Origin of the sequence: Gordonia sp. ALPHA1B1 (assembly GCF_005502615.1) — a bacterium.
In the GTDB taxonomy this organism is placed as follows: domain Bacteria; phylum Actinomycetota; class Actinomycetes; order Mycobacteriales; family Mycobacteriaceae; genus Gordonia; species Gordonia hongkongensis.
Map to the genome: position 1 here is coordinate 1 of NZ_SCOC01000032.1, position 14,273 is coordinate 14,273.

12 protein-coding genes and 1 pseudogene are annotated in these 14,273 nt (G+C 69.1%); 11 read left to right on the top strand and 2 right to left on the bottom strand.

Features of this window, described 5'->3' with window-relative positions:
• Both FFS52_RS18265 and FFS52_RS18270 read left to right on the top strand, forming a co-directional pair.
• Positions 1 to 976 (top strand): annotated as a pseudogene (locus FFS52_RS18265) (serine/threonine protein kinase); the annotation flags it as partial.
• Positions 977 to 1,102: 126 nt separating this feature from the next.
• A complete protein-coding gene (locus FFS52_RS18270; protein ID WP_078113539.1) occupies positions 1,103 to 3,475 on the top strand; it encodes a protein kinase in 2,373 nt (790 codons plus the stop codon).
• 11 nt (positions 3,476 to 3,486) lie between these two features.
• On the opposite strand, the gene FFS52_RS18275 is transcribed toward FFS52_RS18270, so the two are convergent.
• The gene (locus tag FFS52_RS18275) at positions 3,487 to 4,248 is read right to left on the bottom strand and encodes an IclR family transcriptional regulator (protein WP_058251688.1); all 762 of its coding nucleotides are present in this window, start codon (positions 4,246 to 4,248) and stop codon (positions 3,487 to 3,489) included.
• A 153-nt stretch (positions 4,249 to 4,401) separates the two neighbouring features.
• Here FFS52_RS18275 and FFS52_RS18280 point away from each other — a divergent pair, with 153 nt between their 5' ends.
• The 9 genes from FFS52_RS18280 (at position 4,402) to FFS52_RS24105 (ending at position 12,803) form a co-directional block, all read left to right on the top strand.
• Positions 4,402 to 5,676 carry an aldolase/citrate lyase family protein gene (locus tag FFS52_RS18280; protein WP_137810525.1) on the top strand — a complete coding sequence of 425 codons (1,275 nt, stop codon included), beginning with the start codon at positions 4,402 to 4,404 and terminating at the stop codon, positions 5,674 to 5,676.
• Positions 5,673 to 6,488, top strand: coding sequence for a bifunctional allantoicase/(S)-ureidoglycine aminohydrolase (locus FFS52_RS18285; RefSeq protein WP_137810526.1), 816 nt, complete (start codon positions 5,673 to 5,675; stop codon positions 6,486 to 6,488). Before FFS52_RS18280 ends, FFS52_RS18285 begins: the two co-directional genes overlap by 4 nt.
• Positions 6,489 to 6,525: 37 nt before the next feature.
• Positions 6,526 to 7,188 (top strand): response regulator transcription factor, encoded by a 663-nt coding sequence (locus FFS52_RS18290; RefSeq protein ID WP_068972650.1) that lies wholly within the window; start codon positions 6,526 to 6,528, stop codon positions 7,186 to 7,188.
• Positions 7,189 to 7,191: 3 nt separating this feature from the next.
• Complete coding sequence (locus FFS52_RS18295) at positions 7,192 to 8,634, top strand: HAMP domain-containing sensor histidine kinase (RefSeq protein ID WP_068972649.1); 1,443 nt, start codon at positions 7,192 to 7,194, stop codon at positions 8,632 to 8,634.
• 115 nt (positions 8,635 to 8,749) lie between these two features.
• The gene (locus FFS52_RS18300) at positions 8,750 to 10,141 is read left to right on the top strand and encodes an MFS transporter (protein WP_137810527.1); all 1,392 of its coding nucleotides are present in this window, start codon (positions 8,750 to 8,752) and stop codon (positions 10,139 to 10,141) included.
• A 9-nt stretch (positions 10,142 to 10,150) separates the two neighbouring features.
• Entirely contained in the window at positions 10,151 to 11,089 is a 939-nt protein-coding gene (locus FFS52_RS18305) for a TAXI family TRAP transporter solute-binding subunit (protein WP_137810528.1), read from the top strand.
• Positions 11,090 to 11,162: 73 nt separating this feature from the next.
• Positions 11,163 to 11,813, top strand: a complete 651-nt coding sequence (locus FFS52_RS18310; RefSeq protein WP_068972653.1) for a hypothetical protein — start codon at positions 11,163 to 11,165, stop codon at positions 11,811 to 11,813.
• 4 nt (positions 11,814 to 11,817) lie between these two features.
• Complete coding sequence (locus FFS52_RS18315) at positions 11,818 to 12,492, top strand: alpha/beta hydrolase (protein WP_307814824.1); 675 nt, start codon at positions 11,818 to 11,820, stop codon at positions 12,490 to 12,492.
• Positions 12,432 to 12,803, top strand: a complete 372-nt coding sequence (locus FFS52_RS24105) for a prolyl oligopeptidase family serine peptidase (RefSeq protein WP_307814825.1) — start codon at positions 12,432 to 12,434, stop codon at positions 12,801 to 12,803. Before FFS52_RS18315 ends, FFS52_RS24105 begins: the two co-directional genes overlap by 61 nt.
• Here FFS52_RS24105 and FFS52_RS18320 read toward each other — a convergent pair whose 3' ends face one another.
• Complete coding sequence (locus FFS52_RS18320) at positions 12,804 to 14,198, bottom strand: HNH endonuclease signature motif containing protein (protein ID WP_249356464.1); 1,395 nt, start codon at positions 14,196 to 14,198, stop codon at positions 12,804 to 12,806.
• Between the last annotated feature and the right edge of the window lie 75 nt (positions 14,199 to 14,273).

The window sequence follows — 14,273 nt, forward strand, 5'->3', positions numbered from 1 at the left end:
GACCGCCTACTGCTGGGGCGACAACGCGGCCGGCCAACTCGGCGACGGCACGACCGACACCCGCCAGACGCCCACGCCGGTCGCCGATCTCAGCGGCGTCACCGCGATCAGCACCGGCGGACCCAACAGCTGTGCGATCGCCGAGCGACTCGCGTACTGCTGGGGAAACAACGACTACGGGCAGATCGGCGACGGCACGACCGACGCGCGGCTGACGCCGACCCGGGTCGCCGGTCTCGCCGATGTCACCGCCGTCTCGACCGCCAACTGGGCCACGTGCGCGATCTCGGCGGGCTCGGCGTACTGCTGGGGCACCAACGACTTCGACCAGCTCGGTGACGGTTCGACCGCGAATCAGTACCGGCCGGTCCGGGTCGCCGGGCTCGACGACGTGACCGCCATCAGCGTCGGTGTGAACTTCACGTGTGCCGTCGCAGCCGGCGACGCCTACTGCTGGGGCCTCAACGACAACGGACAGGTCGGCGACGGCACGACCACCAACCGGGCCCGCCCGACCCGGGTCGCCGACCTGGACGGCGCGACGTCGGTCTCCGCGGGCGCCGCGACCGCCTGCGCGATCGCCGGGGCGAGTGCATATTGCTGGGGCGACAACGCGTTCGGCCAACTCGGCGACGGCACCACCTACGGCCGACGCACGGCGACGCCGGTGTCCGGCCTGGACGGAGTCGAGGCCATCAGCACCGGCACGTCGAACACCACCTGCGCACTCGCGGCCGGGATCGCGTACTGCTGGGGCGCCAATGCCTGGGGCTCGGTCGGCGACGGCACCCTGACCGACCGGCCGGCGCCCACCCGGGTGAACGGATTGTCCGATGTCGGCGCGGTGTCCACCGGCGAACGAACCACGTGCGCGCTCGCGTCGTCATACCTGTGGTGCTGGGGTTTCAACGCCACCGGACAGCTCGGCGTCGGGGGCACCGACGACCGTCTGACCCCCACCCAGGTCACGTTCTAGCGTCGGCTCCGTCATCCGGTTGAAGGGTGCCCCGGACCTTTCCCGGTTCGGTATCGTCCCTGCATACGTCTGCGAGAGCAGCCATTTGGCAGCCGCTCTCCCGCCAAGCCAGAAAGAGGTGACGCCGTGCCGTTGAGTCCCGGCACCCACATCGCCGGTTATCGCGTGGTCTCCCAGCTCGGCGCGGGCGGTATGGGCGAGGTGTACCTCGTCGAGAACCTGCAACTCGAGCGGCGAGAGGCCCTGAAGGTCATCTCCACGGCGGTCAGTGCCCAGCCCGGGTTCAACCAGCGCTTCACCAACGAGGCCCGCACCACCGCGAAGCTCGACCATCGCAGCATCATCACCATCCACCAGTACGGCATCGAGGACGGTTCGCCCTGGTTCTCGATGAGTTACGTCGAGGGCAAGGATCTCACCGAGGAACGTCTGACGCCGGCGGAGGTGTCGACGGTCGTCGGACAGGTGGCCGACGCCCTCGACTACGCGCACCGCCACCACGTGGTGCACCGGGACATCAAGCCCGCCAACATCCTCGTCACGCGCGACCCGGCGACGAACGCCGTCGAACGCGCCCTCGTGCTCGACTTCGGCATCGCCAAGCTCGCCGGTTCGGCCAACCTGACCGGCACCCATTCGTTCATCGGGACGGTCGCCTTCTCGGCCCCGGAGACACTCGAGGGCGCCGACGCCACGGCCCGGTCGGACCAGTACTCGCTGGCCTGCACGGCCTACGCGATGCTCGCGGGGCAGCCGCCCTTCGTCGGACAGTCCGAACCGTCGGTGATGCTGGGCCACATCCAGCGCCCGGTCCCCCACATCGGCCAGCTGCGCGGCGACCTCGCGCACCTCGACCCGGTGTTCCAGCGCGCCCTGTCGAAGAATCCCGCATCCCGCTATCCCGACTGCCGCAGTTTCGCGGCCGCCTTGAAGTCGGCGCTCGAATCCCCTGCCGCACAGGGAAACACGATGATCGCGGGTTCGGTACCGCCGCCCACCCTCGTCGGCGGTGGCACCGGCGGCCCGTCCACGGGTCACCCCTCGGGACCCCAGCAGCAGTTCGGCCCACCCCATGGCCAGTACACCCCGCCGCCGCAGCCGACCATGACCGGGCCGTCGGGCCCGCAGCCGCTGATGAACAAGCCGTCGGGTCCCCAGCCGATGCACTCCTCGGCCCCTCACCTCTCGGGCCCGCACGCGCAGCCCGGGCATCCCCAGGTCGGCTACCCGGGTCTGCCGCCGGTCCCGCCGAAAAAGAAGAAGCGGACCGGCCTCATCGTCGCCGGCGTCCTCGGCGCCGTGCTGCTGCTGGTGGTCGCCGCCGTCGTGGGACTCGCCGTCCTGGGCAGCACCGTCGCCGACCCGGAGAAGGCGACCGTCGCGCAGCCGGTGGTGAGCACGAACTTCGGCAGCAGCTGCGCCGTGGTCAACGGCAGCGTGCACTGCTGGGGCGACAACGACTCCGGTCAGCTCGGCGACGGTTCCACGACGCCGCACACCCGACCGGTGGCGGTGACCGGGGTCGCCAACGCGACCGCGGTCACCACCGGCGGCTACCTCACCGGCGAGAACGCCTACGTCTCGACGGCCTGCGCCATCGCCGCCGGCGACGCATTCTGTTGGGGCAACAACCATTACGGCGAAGTCGGCAACGGTTCCAGCGGTTCGACGGTGGACTCCGCGACCAAGGTCGGCGCCATCTCCGACGTCAAGGCGATCTCCACCGGCTGGGGCACCACCTGCGCGGTCGCCGGCACCGACGCCTACTGCTGGGGCAACAACGAATACGGCCAGCTCGGCACCGGCGGTGGCACCGACCCGGTCTCGGCACCGACGAAGATCCCCGGGCTCGGCGTGGTCACCGACATCACCACCGCCTACGGCACCACCTGCGCGGTGTCGGACGGCTCGGCGTTCTGCTGGGGCGCCAATGACAACGGGCAGATCGGCGACGGCAGCACGACGGCGCGCTCGGCACCGGTGAAGGTCGGCTCGCTGACCGATGTCACCGACATCACCGTCGGCGGCTATCACGAGGCATCCGACGACGACGATCCGAACACGAACACCAGCACGTACTTCCAGACGACCTGTGCGGTCGCCGGTGGCGACGCGTGGTGCTGGGGTTCCAACGCCTACGGCCAGATCGGCGACGGCACCACCGAGACCCGCCAGGCCCCCGTTCAGGTCGGCAATCTGAGCGGCGTCTCCGCCATCTCCACCGACTGGGGCACCACCTGCGCGGTCTCCGACGACCGGGCCTTCTGCTGGGGAGACGACGACCGCAGCCAGCTCGGCTCGTCCGGCGGGTCGGTGAAGATCCCCCGCGAGGTCTCGACGCTGACCGACGTCACCTCGATCTCGACCGGCAACGGGACGTCGTGCGCGATGGCGGCCGCGTCGGTGTACTGCTGGGGATTCAACAACGACGGTCAGGTCGGCGATGGTTCCAGCGGCGACGGCGCCAACCGCACGACGCCCACGAAACTGACCATCTAGCCGCCCCGCCCCTAGGACTCGCGCGACCCGATCAGCGCCTCGGACACGGTCTCCGCGGCCGTGCGGAGCGCCCCGACCGCGCGGGCCCGGAGCCCGTCGTCGAATCGGGCGACCGGCCCGGAGATCCCGACCGCCATGGGCGTGGGCGCACCGGGGACGGCGACCGCCATCCCGCAGACGCCGACCTCGTGTTCCTGTTCGTCGGTGGCGACCCCGCTCGCCCGTACCTGCTCGACGGCCGCGAACACACCCGACAGCGACGTGACGCTCCATTGGGTGGCGGGGGTGAGCCCGGCCTGCGTGACGTGTTTGAGGATGCGCGCATCGTCGAGTTCGGCGAGCACGGCCTTGCCGACCGCGGTGTTGTGCATCGTGACCCGACGGCCGACCTCGTTGTTGGTGCGCATGCTGTGCGGGGACGGAACCTGCGCCACGTAGATGACCATGTCGCCGTCGAGGACGGCGAGACTTGCGGTCTCGCTGAGTTCGCCGACCAGGGAGGCGAGGACGGGTGCGGCGACCGCGCCGAGCTGCCGGTTGGCCACCTCGCCGAGTCGGATGAGCCGGGGGCCCAGGGCGTACGACCGGTTCGGGAGCTGCCGGACATACCCGATTCCCACGAGTGTTCGCAGCAGCCGGTGGATGGTCGGGGGCGGAAGCGGGGATTCCGCCGACAGATGGCTCAGTGAGCACTCGCCGCCGGCGCGCCCGATGAGCTCGAGCAGTTCGAATGCGCGCTCGACGGATTGCACACCGCCGGAGTTCCCCGCCATCGCCACCTCCACAGTCCGGCATCACGCTACGTTCCATGATGTGAAACCACAATCAGGGTCCGTCTGCGCACACGGGTGGTCGCATCCGACAGTTCTGGAGTAAACTCCGCTCTGCGGAATTTGATTTCCATTGATCCGACACGAAGGGGCGCCATGAGCGTGCAACCCGGTCGCCTCGGCGCGACCTTCCTCGCTGAGATCGAGGCCGCCCTCGCACCGTCGGACGCGGTGCTATCCGATCGGTATCCGGGCGACGACGGGAGCCGGCAGCCGGTCCACACGGTCTACGTTCCCGCCGACCGGTACACCGCCGAGCTCGCCCGGGAGTGGGGCCATTCCGCCCTGGAGGCAGCCGCCGACCACGGCGGCCTCGCCGCGATCGCCCGCTCGACCGTCGCCCGGACCGACTCGGCGGCCACCGCGCTCGCGGATCTCGTCGAGAACAAGCTGCGCACCGAGCCCATCGAGGATCTGCGCATCGACTTCGAGGACGGTTACGGTGTCCGCGCCGATGACGAGGAGGACGCGCACGTCAGCGCCGCCGTCGCCGCGATCCGGGCGGCCGGCGACGCCTCACCGCCGTTCCTCGGCATCCGCTTCAAGTGTTTCGAGGCCGACGTCCGCGCCCGCGGCCTGCGCACCCTCGATCTGTTCGTCGCCGGCCTGGCGGACACCGGGGACCTCCCGGCGGGTCTGACGCTCACGCTGCCCAAGGTCACCTCGACCGACCAGGTCGTCGCGATGGTCGCCGTCGCCCGCGAACTCGAGCGGGTTCACGGACTTCCGCAGGGTCGCATCGGTTTCGAGATCCAGGTGGAGACCCCGCAGTCGGTGATGAGCGCCGACGGCACCGCGGCCGTGGCGGCGATGATCCAGGCCGGCGAGGGCCGGGTGACCGCACTGCACTACGGAACCTACGACTATTCGGCATCCCTCGGCATCGCCGCGGCGTATCAGTCGATGGAACATCCCGTCGCCGACCACGCGAAGGCCGTGATGCAACTCGCCGCGGCCGGCACCGGTGTGCGGTTGTCGGACGGTTCGACGAACATCCTCCCCGTCGGAGACGCCGAGGCCGTCGAAGCCGGCTGGGCGTTGCACGCGCGACTGGTCCGGCGCCACCTCGAGCGCGGCTTCTATCAGGGGTGGGACCTCCACCCCGCGCAGCTCGTCACCCGCTTCCTGGCCACATACGCCTTCTACCGTGACGGATTCGATTCCGCCGCAGTGCGTCTGCGCAACTACGCGCACAAGCTCGAGTCGTCGGTGCTCGACGAACCGGCGACGGCCCGCGCACTCGCCGGCTTCATCCGACGCGGCGAGGTGTGCGGCGCGCTGACCGTCGACGAGGTCGAGACCGCGACCGATCTGCCCATCGAGAAGGTGCGCGACTTCGCACTCCCCCACTCACAGAGGACAACCCGATGAACGCGACGCCGTACTACACCCCCGCCGGTGGGCTCCCGCCGCAGACCGATCTCCTCAGCGACCGCGCGGTCGTCACCGAGGCGTACACGGTGATCCCGCGCGGCGTGCTGCGTGACATCGTGACCTCGGTGTTCCCGGAGTGGACCGACACCCGCGCCTGGGTGCTCAACCGCCCGGTGCCCGGTGGCGCGCAGACCTTCGCCCAGACCATCGTCGAGGTCGCCCCGGGCGGCGGATCGGCTGCGCCCGAACCGCAGTCGGAGGTCGAGGGTTTCGTCTTCGTCACCGCCGGATCGCTGACCGTGACCATCGCGGGCGAGGAACACGTCCTGACCGACGGCGGCTTCGGCTACCTGCCCGCGGGCACACCGTGGTCGGCACACAACCGCGGCGATGTCCCCGTCTCCTTCCACTGGATCCGTAAGCGCTACGAGCCCATCACGGGCCACGAGCCGGCCCCGAAGTTCGGCAACGAGCGCGACATCGAGCCCTCCCCGATGCCCGACACCGACGGCGCGTGGCGCACAACGAGAATGCTCGATCCCCAGGACCTCGCCTACGACATGCACGTCAACATCGTGACCTTCGAGCCCGGCGCATCGATCCCCTTCGCCGAGACCCACGTGATGGAGCACGGCCTGTACGTCCTGGAGGGCAAGGCCGTCTACCGGCTCAACGAGGACTGGGTGGAGGTCCAGGAGGGCGACTACATGTCCCTGCGCGCCTTCTGCCCGCAGGCCTGCTACGCCGGCGGGCCGTCGAACTTCCGGTACCTCCTATACAAGGACGTGAATCGGCAGATCGTGCTCTGAGAGGTCGCCTCCGGTTCCTGTCGTACCGTGAGAGACGATGCGTATCGCGGTGGTGGAAGACGACGACGGGGTCGGTGACGCACTCGTCGACGCCCTGAACGAGGTCGGGCACGAGCCCCGTCGCATGCGCCGCGGCGCCGATCTCCTCCTGGGTCACCGTGACTTCGACCTCGCGCTTCTCGACCTGGGGCTGCCCGACGAGGACGGGCTGACCGTGCTGCGCAGGCTGCGGGCGGTGAGTGAGATGCCGGTCGTGGTGCTCACCGCGCGGCAGGACGAGAGGTCGGTGGTGCGTGCGCTGCGCGGGGGCGCCGACGACTATGTGGTGAAACCGGCGCGCCTCGGCGAGCTGATGGCCCGCCTGGAGGTGGCCGCCCGTCGGCGCACCGCCGACGCACCTCCACCCGCGGCGCGACAGATCGCCACCGGCGACATCGTCGTCGATCTCGACGCGCGACTGGTGACCGTGGCCGGCACCGACGTCGCCCTCACTCCCAAGGAGTTCGAACTCCTCGCGCACCTCGTCACCCGCCGGGGCGAAGCCGTGAGCCGCGAACAGTTGATGGACGCGATCTGGGGCGACGCCTACGTCGCCATCTCGCGCAGCCTCGACGTCCACATGACCGCGCTCCGGGCGAAGCTCGGCAGGCCCGGCGTGATCGAGACGATCCGCGGGTACGGCTACCGCTGGGGTTCCTGAGCGATGTGGCGGCGCGTGTTGCTCGTGCTCGTCGTCTATTCGGCGATCGTGGTCCTGGGCCTGGCGGTACCCCTCGCGACGACGGCGAGTCGTGAACGGCTGCAACGGTTCACCGAGAGCCGGACCGCATCCGCGGTCTATTTCGCCGACCTCGCGGATCGGGATCCGGAGATGCGGGGTACGGAACTCCAGCGGGCCGCCGAGCGCTACCGCGACCTCTACGACGAAGGTGTCGTGGTGGTCGATCGAGCCGGCACGACGCGCGCTTCGGCCGGCCTCGCAGCCCGGTCACCCGCGGTCGCCGAGGCTGTCTCCGAGGCGCTGCGCAATCAACGCACGCGGATCGCGTCGGGGCTTACGCCCTGGTCGCCCGACTCGGTACTCGTGGCCATGCCGATCGGCACGGGCACCCAGGTCGACGGCGCGGTCGTCATCGAGGCGTCGACGACGGCGGCGAAACGCGATGTCGTCAGAACGTGGGCCGTGATCGCCGCCGGGGCCCTCGCGATGCTCGTGATCGGGTCGATGATCGCGGTTGCGTTGTCGCGGTGGACAGTTCGCCCACTCACGGCGTTGTCGGCACGGGTGCGCTCGCTGCGCGCCTCGATCATCGACAGCGGCCCGTCGGCGAACGACACGACCCCGGGCGGATCGCCCGGTCAACGCCACACCGGCCCACCGGAGGTCCGCGAGCTGGCCCGGATCTTCGACGCGATGGCGGACGACGTCGAGAACGCCACCGCCGCCCAGCGCCGCCTGGTCGCCGACACCGCGCACGCACTTCGTAATCCGTTGGCGGCGGTCCGCTTTCGCCTCGACACCCTCGGCCTCGGATTGACCGGCCGCTCGCTGGAATCGCATCGGAAGACCGTCGTGGAGATCGACCGGCTCGACCGCATCGTCGACGACCTCCTCGTCCTCGCCACCGCCGAGTCGCGGCCCGCCGGTTCCACCACAGGGGTCTGCGACGTCGCCGCCGTGCTGGTCGAGCGCCACGATTTCTGGGCGGACGCGCTCGCCGACGCGGGGATGTCGGCGTCGATCACTTCGCCGCCCCGGCCCGGGTCGGTGATCGCCGCGCTCGACGAGGACGACCTCATCCGGGCGATGGACGTCCTGATGAGCAACGCGGTCAACCACGCCGGGGAAGGTGCCCACGTAGAGCTGGGCTGTCGATCCGAGGGAGCGCGTATCCGGGTCTGGGTCGCCGACACCGGACAGGGCGTGACGGCCGACGACTTGCCACACATCACGGAGCGGTTCTTCCGCGCGTCGTCCGGCAGCGGGCCGGGCTCCGGACTCGGATTGGCCATCGCCGCGGCCCTTGTCGAAGGAGCCGGCGGCGAACTGGAGGTGACCGCCGGACGCCCCGCGGGACTGCGGGTGGACCTCTGGATCCCGGCCTCCGACGTCCCATTCCACGAGGCCGTGGACGACCTGTCCTAAGGGAGTGTTAGGAAACCGCGATCGGCTTCCGTTCCGCCTGTGACTGCGTTCACAGTGTTAGGGGCACCGACGCCGGACCGGGTCGGGTGCACGTTCGACGACCTGGAGGACCCTGATGACCGACTCGCCCACCCGGCAACCCGCGAACGCCCGGAGCGCACCGCCGACGTCGTCGGCCGCGGCGACGCGTCGTGCCGTGCTCAACACCCTGCGCGGGTCGTCCGGCAACCTCGTCGAGTGGTACGACGTCTACGTCTACACCGTCTTCGCGACCTACTTCGAGAGCCAGTTCTTCGACTCGGCCGACAAGAACTCAACCGTCTACGTGTATGCCATCTTCGCCGTCACCTTCCTGATGCGGCCGGTCGGCTCCTGGTTCTTCGGTCGGTACGCGGACCGTCGGGGCCGCCGGGCCGCGTTGACCTTCAGCGTGTCGCTGATGGCGGCGTGCTCATTGGTCATCGCGTTGACACCGGGTCGCGAGTCGATCGGCGTATGGGCGGCGGTCGTCCTGGTGCTCTGTCGACTGGTACAGGGATTCGCGACCGGTGGCGAGTACGGCGCGTCGGCCACCTACATGTCCGAGGCGGCCACCCGGGAGCGTCGCGGCTTCTTCTCGTCGTTCCAGTACGTCACGCTCATCGGCGGACACGTACTGGCGCAGCTCACCCTGCTGGTGATGCAGGGCTTCCTCGACAAGGACCAGATCTCCGACTTCGGTTGGCGTATCGCGTTTCTCATCGGCGGCGTGGCCGCGGTGGTCGTCTTCTGGCTGCGCCGCAGCATGGACGAGTCGCTCACCCCGGAGCAGTTGGAGGCCGTCCGCAGCGGGGCCGACTCCGAGTCCGGCTCGATTCGCGAACTCGTTCTGAACTACTGGCGCCCTCTGCTGGTCTGCTTCCTGGTCACCATCGGCGGCACCATCGCCTTCTACACCTACAGCGTCAACGCACCGGCCATCGTCAAGACCGCCTACGAAGACCACGGTCGCACCGGGACCTGGATCAACCTCATCGGTTTGATCTTCCTGATGGTGTTGCAGCCGATCGGCGGGATGATCAGCGACAAGGTCGGACGCAAACCCGTCCTCATCTTCTTCGGCGTCGGCGGTGTCCTGTACACCTACGTCCTGATCACCTACCTGCCCCAGACCACCTCGGTGGCAACGTCGTTGACCCTGCTCGCAGTCGGCTACATCATCCTCACCGGCTACACCTCCATCAACGCGATCGTGAAGGCGGAGCTCTTCCCCTCTCACGTTCGCGCGCTGGGAGTGGGTCTGGGCTACGCGCTCGCGAACTCGGCTTTCGGCGGCACCGCGCCGCTGATCTACCAGGCCGCGAAGAACGGCGGTCATGTCCCGTGGTTCATCGCCTACGTCACCGTCGTGATCGCGGTGTCGCTGATGGTCTACATTTTCGTCTTGCGCAACAAGGCGGAGACCCCACTCGATCGCGAGCAGGGGCGGGCCTTCCTCGACGCAGAGGCCGTTGCCCGGCGGGCCTAAGGTGTCATCATGTCGTTCGCGCGCGGGCCGGTGGACCGGCGGACTATGCTCCGCGGGGCCACCGGCCTGGGCGCGCTGCTTCTCCTGACCGCGTGCGAAACCGAACGCGGCGCACCGGTCCGCCTCGCGGCGGGCGAGCCCGGTGGCTTCTTCTGGGAGTTCGCCGGTCTCCTCGCCGCGGCGGCCGACCGGTCCGGCGCGCTGGAGATCCGCCCGCGGCAGTCCGGCGGCTCGGCCGAGAACCTCGACGCCCTGGCGAACGGTTCCGCGGAACTCGCCATCAGTCTCAGCGACACGGCCATCGAGCGCGCGGGCCCACAGCTGACGGCGCTCGGATGCGTGTACGAGAACTACTTTCAGGTGGCGGTCCGCACAGGGTCCGGGATCGCGACGGTCGCCGACCTGCGCGGGCGGTCGGTGAGTGTCGGAGCACCGGGGTCCGGCGCCGCCGGACTCTCCGAGCGGGTACTCGCCGCAGCCGGCCTCGATGCCGGCCGCGACATCCGCCCGGTCCAGCAGACGATGGCCGACGCTGGCGCCGCCCTTGCCGCGGGAGAGGTCGACGCCGTCATGTGGGCGGGCGGTCTGCCGACCCCGGCGTTCACCGACTTGCGCGTGCCGATCGTCCTGCTCGACCTCGGTGGCGTAGTCGCGGGCCTACGACAGCGGTTCGGACCCGCATACGAGCCCGTACGCATCCCGGCCGACATCTACGGCCGGCACCCCGCGGTCACCACCGTCGGGATCGCGAATCTCCTGCTCGCCCGTCGGGATGTACCGGATGCGACCGCCGCGGCCATCGCCGACGTCCTGCTCGACCAGGCTGCTCACCTCGTGCCCGCCCAGGCGATCGGCAGCCAGTTCCTCGACGCGCAGTCGTTGATCCTCACCGGACCCATCCCCCTGCATCCGGGTGCCGCGGGCGAGTACCGCCGTCGGCACGGGTGAACCGCAGCCGCTCGGCGACGGGTCGCGGTCCGTGATACACCTAGGCCGACGAGTCGAGGGTCGAGAGGATCACATGAAACTGGTGGCATCCCGCCGCTCCGAGTTGGTCGCCGGATTGTTCGCGATCACACTGATCGCCGCCGGTTGCGGCACGTCAGACGCCGACGAGTCACCCTCCGGAGCCTCGACGACCGGGGGTTCGACGACGACCTCAGCGGCCGGCGACACGACGGGCCCCGTTCCTGTCGTAGAAAACGCGAAGCCCACCGAGACGACGGTCATGGGCGAGGACGATGTCGAGGTGACCCTCACCGGTCCGATCGCAACGAAGTACGCGTCGGCGACCGAGGCACAGCGGGCCGCCCTGGGCAAGCCGTTGACCGGGGATCACAACGCGGGGACACGAGAGAGTGGCGTTGTCTACCAACAGTTCCGCGGTGGCGTGATCATCGCGAGGGACAGCGACCCCGCAACGCCCGGGTACATCGTCACCTCCGGCAAGATCCGGGACGCCTGGAACACCGAGCGCGCTCCGGACGGCACCCCGTTGCTCCTCGGCACCAACGGCTCGGCCGGGCCGCTCGGTGTGCCCACGAGCGACGTGACGGTCGACGGTGACCTCGAGGTGGTCACCTTCGAGCACGGCGAGATCTCCGAGAACACCGAGACCGGCGAGGTGACCGTCACGGTCAACGGCAAGATCGTGCCCTCCGGTTTGCGGTGAGGCGATGAGACGTCGGATTGTCGCGGTGGCTGTCAGCGTGATCGCGCTCGTGGCCGGTGGTTGCTCGACTCCGCCGGACCAGCAGTCGTCAACGCCATCACCGTCTTTCGGTACGCCATCGGCTGCGCACGGACCCGCGACGGCTCCCCCGGTCCCCGCGGGGACCGAATCCTTCGACGTCGTCCGCGTCGAGTATCTCAATTCCGACGATGCCGACCCCGCCGAGAACTGGGCCGATCTGTACCTGCCTGCGGGCGCCCGCGACGACGACTCGCTGCCGCTGGTGACGATCATCCACGGTGGCGGTTGGGAAAGCCGGGCCGGTGCAGAGCAATTCGACGAGATGGCCAGAGACCTCGCCGACCGGGGGTTGGCCGTCTACAACGTGGAGTACCGACGTCTGGGCACCGGCGGAGGGTGGCCCACGACCTTCCACGACGTGGCCCGAGCACTCGACCATGTGCCCGCGATGGCCGAGACCTACCCGCAGTTGCGAATCGACGACGAGCTGGTGGTCGGTCACAGCGCCGGTGCGCAATTGGCCGTGTGGGGCGGCACGCGCCATCGCCTCACCGATGACGAAGTGGGTTCGCGTCCGGCCTTCGTTCCATCCGGGCGGTGTCCATCTCCGGCCCGCTGGACATGCGCCACGCCGTCGACCACGGCAACAACCGGGTGATCACCCATGTCCTGGGTGGCACACCACGACAGGTCCCCGCGCGCTATGACTCGGTCGACCCCATCCGCAATCTCGATCCGGCGCTACCGGTCACCTTGTTCCACGGACTGGCCGACGACGATGTCGACCCGACCAACTCCCGCCGCTACGCGACCGCCCTTGACGCCGCCGGCGGCTCGGCCGAGCTGCACATGTTCGACGGCGAGACCCACACCTCCCTCGTCCACCGCCAGTCCCCGTCCTACACCCGAATCCTCGACCGGCTCACCGAGATCACGCGGACCGACATCGATGAGCTGCGCGACGAATAGCTACGCCGCCTCTCGGACGACTGGTGCTGAGCGAGTCTCGTTGCGCTGCTTCCATTCCCACACCGCGTAGAGCACCTCGGTGGTGTAACCCAAATCCATCCGACCCCCACCGATCGGCACCGTCGCATCTACCCCGATCCGTTGATCGGGTCGCCACCCGCCCGGCCTCGAAGTCGGTGGCGCCACCTCGATCTCAGTGCCGTCCGGGCGATGAAACGTGAACCGCTGCAACCCATGCGCGGTGATCGCAAACTCGCCCCGATGCAACGACCGATGACACGACCCACACAACAAGATCAGATTGTCCGGATCCGTCCCCCCACCCGCCGACCAGAACACCACATGATGGGCATGCAGATGACGCGTACGCCCACACCCCGGCACCTGACAACACCGATCCCGCACGAACAACGCCCGCACCAACGCCTTGTTCGGCGCCCGCTTCCGACGCCCCACCCCCAACAACGCCAGCTTGCCGAGTTGCCCGGGCACCCGGCGACTCGCCACATCCCGCGTCGACGCCCCGCACCGGGCTTCGTCCACCTCGGCCTCCGACAACGCCGGACCGTCATCGAGATGAGCCGACTCCACCCCGTCACCGGCATGAATCAGGATCTCCGCACCCGGCGCAAGATCGGGCATCGCGATCCCGTCATGCACCATGTCGGCCATCGCCACCACCGCCGGCGCAACATTCGACGGCACCTGCCGCCACAGATCCCGACGCCGAGACGGAACCACCTCCGAATCCTCAGGTGCCGAACCGGCGTCAGTGTTCCGCGGAACACTCTCAGCCGACGGTAGATCCGGATCATCGCAGGTCCGGGTGCCTTCATACTCCGCACGCACCGTCCCGGCCAAAAACCGCGCCCCATCCAACGGACTCAACCGCAGCGACACCGACAACGACCCGTCATCGTTCCACTTCCACCGGCCCGTCGACTCCACCGGTGGCCGGCTTTCCTCTTCGACGCCACAGTTGCGGTCGACCTGGCCCATCGCCCGTACCGCCCGATCCAACTGACTCGCCGTGCACGACAACGCCAGATTCACCAACTCCGCCTCCCGCTCCGGCGTAGCCACCCGTGTCAGGGCGCGGACCTTCGAATACGTCAGCCGACCCTCGCGAAACGCCGTGCGGATCGCCGGCAATTCTCGTATCGCCTTGGCGACCCTCAACTGCTCATGCGCCGTTCGCGGTGCAATGCCGGCCTTCCACGACAACCAGTGCGCCAGCGAATGAATCCCCGGCCCCCGCCACGACTCCCGCTCATCCAGTTCTGCCACCAGTTCAAGGAATTCCGCTGTCAGCGCCGTGATCTGAGCCGCATATCCCAGCACCCGCGCCTCGAGCACCTCATCCGTCAATGAGACCGGATCCGCATCGTCGAACATCGACGACGCATCTCCACCGGAACGAAAAGCACTGACCCCCATCGCAACCCCCAGAACCGAACGAGAAGTACCGGA

Coding starts and splice junctions, on each gene's coding strand:
- FFS52_RS18275 (WP_058251688.1), bottom strand. CDS start 4,248: ATGGCGGGGAACTCCGGCGGTGTGCAATCCGTCGAGCGCGCATTCGAA.
- FFS52_RS18280 (WP_137810525.1), top strand. CDS start 4,402: ATGAGCGTGCAACCCGGTCGCCTCGGCGCGACCTTCCTCGCTGAGATC.
- FFS52_RS18285 (WP_137810526.1), top strand. CDS start 5,673: ATGAACGCGACGCCGTACTACACCCCCGCCGGTGGGCTCCCGCCGCAG.
- FFS52_RS18290 (WP_068972650.1), top strand. CDS start 6,526: ATGCGTATCGCGGTGGTGGAAGACGACGACGGGGTCGGTGACGCACTC.
- FFS52_RS18295 (WP_068972649.1), top strand. CDS start 7,192: ATGTGGCGGCGCGTGTTGCTCGTGCTCGTCGTCTATTCGGCGATCGTG.
- FFS52_RS18300 (WP_137810527.1), top strand. CDS start 8,750: ATGACCGACTCGCCCACCCGGCAACCCGCGAACGCCCGGAGCGCACCG.
- FFS52_RS18305 (WP_137810528.1), top strand. CDS start 10,151: ATGTCGTTCGCGCGCGGGCCGGTGGACCGGCGGACTATGCTCCGCGGG.
- FFS52_RS18310 (WP_068972653.1), top strand. CDS start 11,163: ATGAAACTGGTGGCATCCCGCCGCTCCGAGTTGGTCGCCGGATTGTTC.
- FFS52_RS18315 (WP_307814824.1), top strand. CDS start 11,818: ATGAGACGTCGGATTGTCGCGGTGGCTGTCAGCGTGATCGCGCTCGTG.
- FFS52_RS18320 (WP_249356464.1), bottom strand. CDS start 14,198: ATGTTCGACGATGCGGATCCGGTCTCATTGACGGATGAGGTGCTCGAG.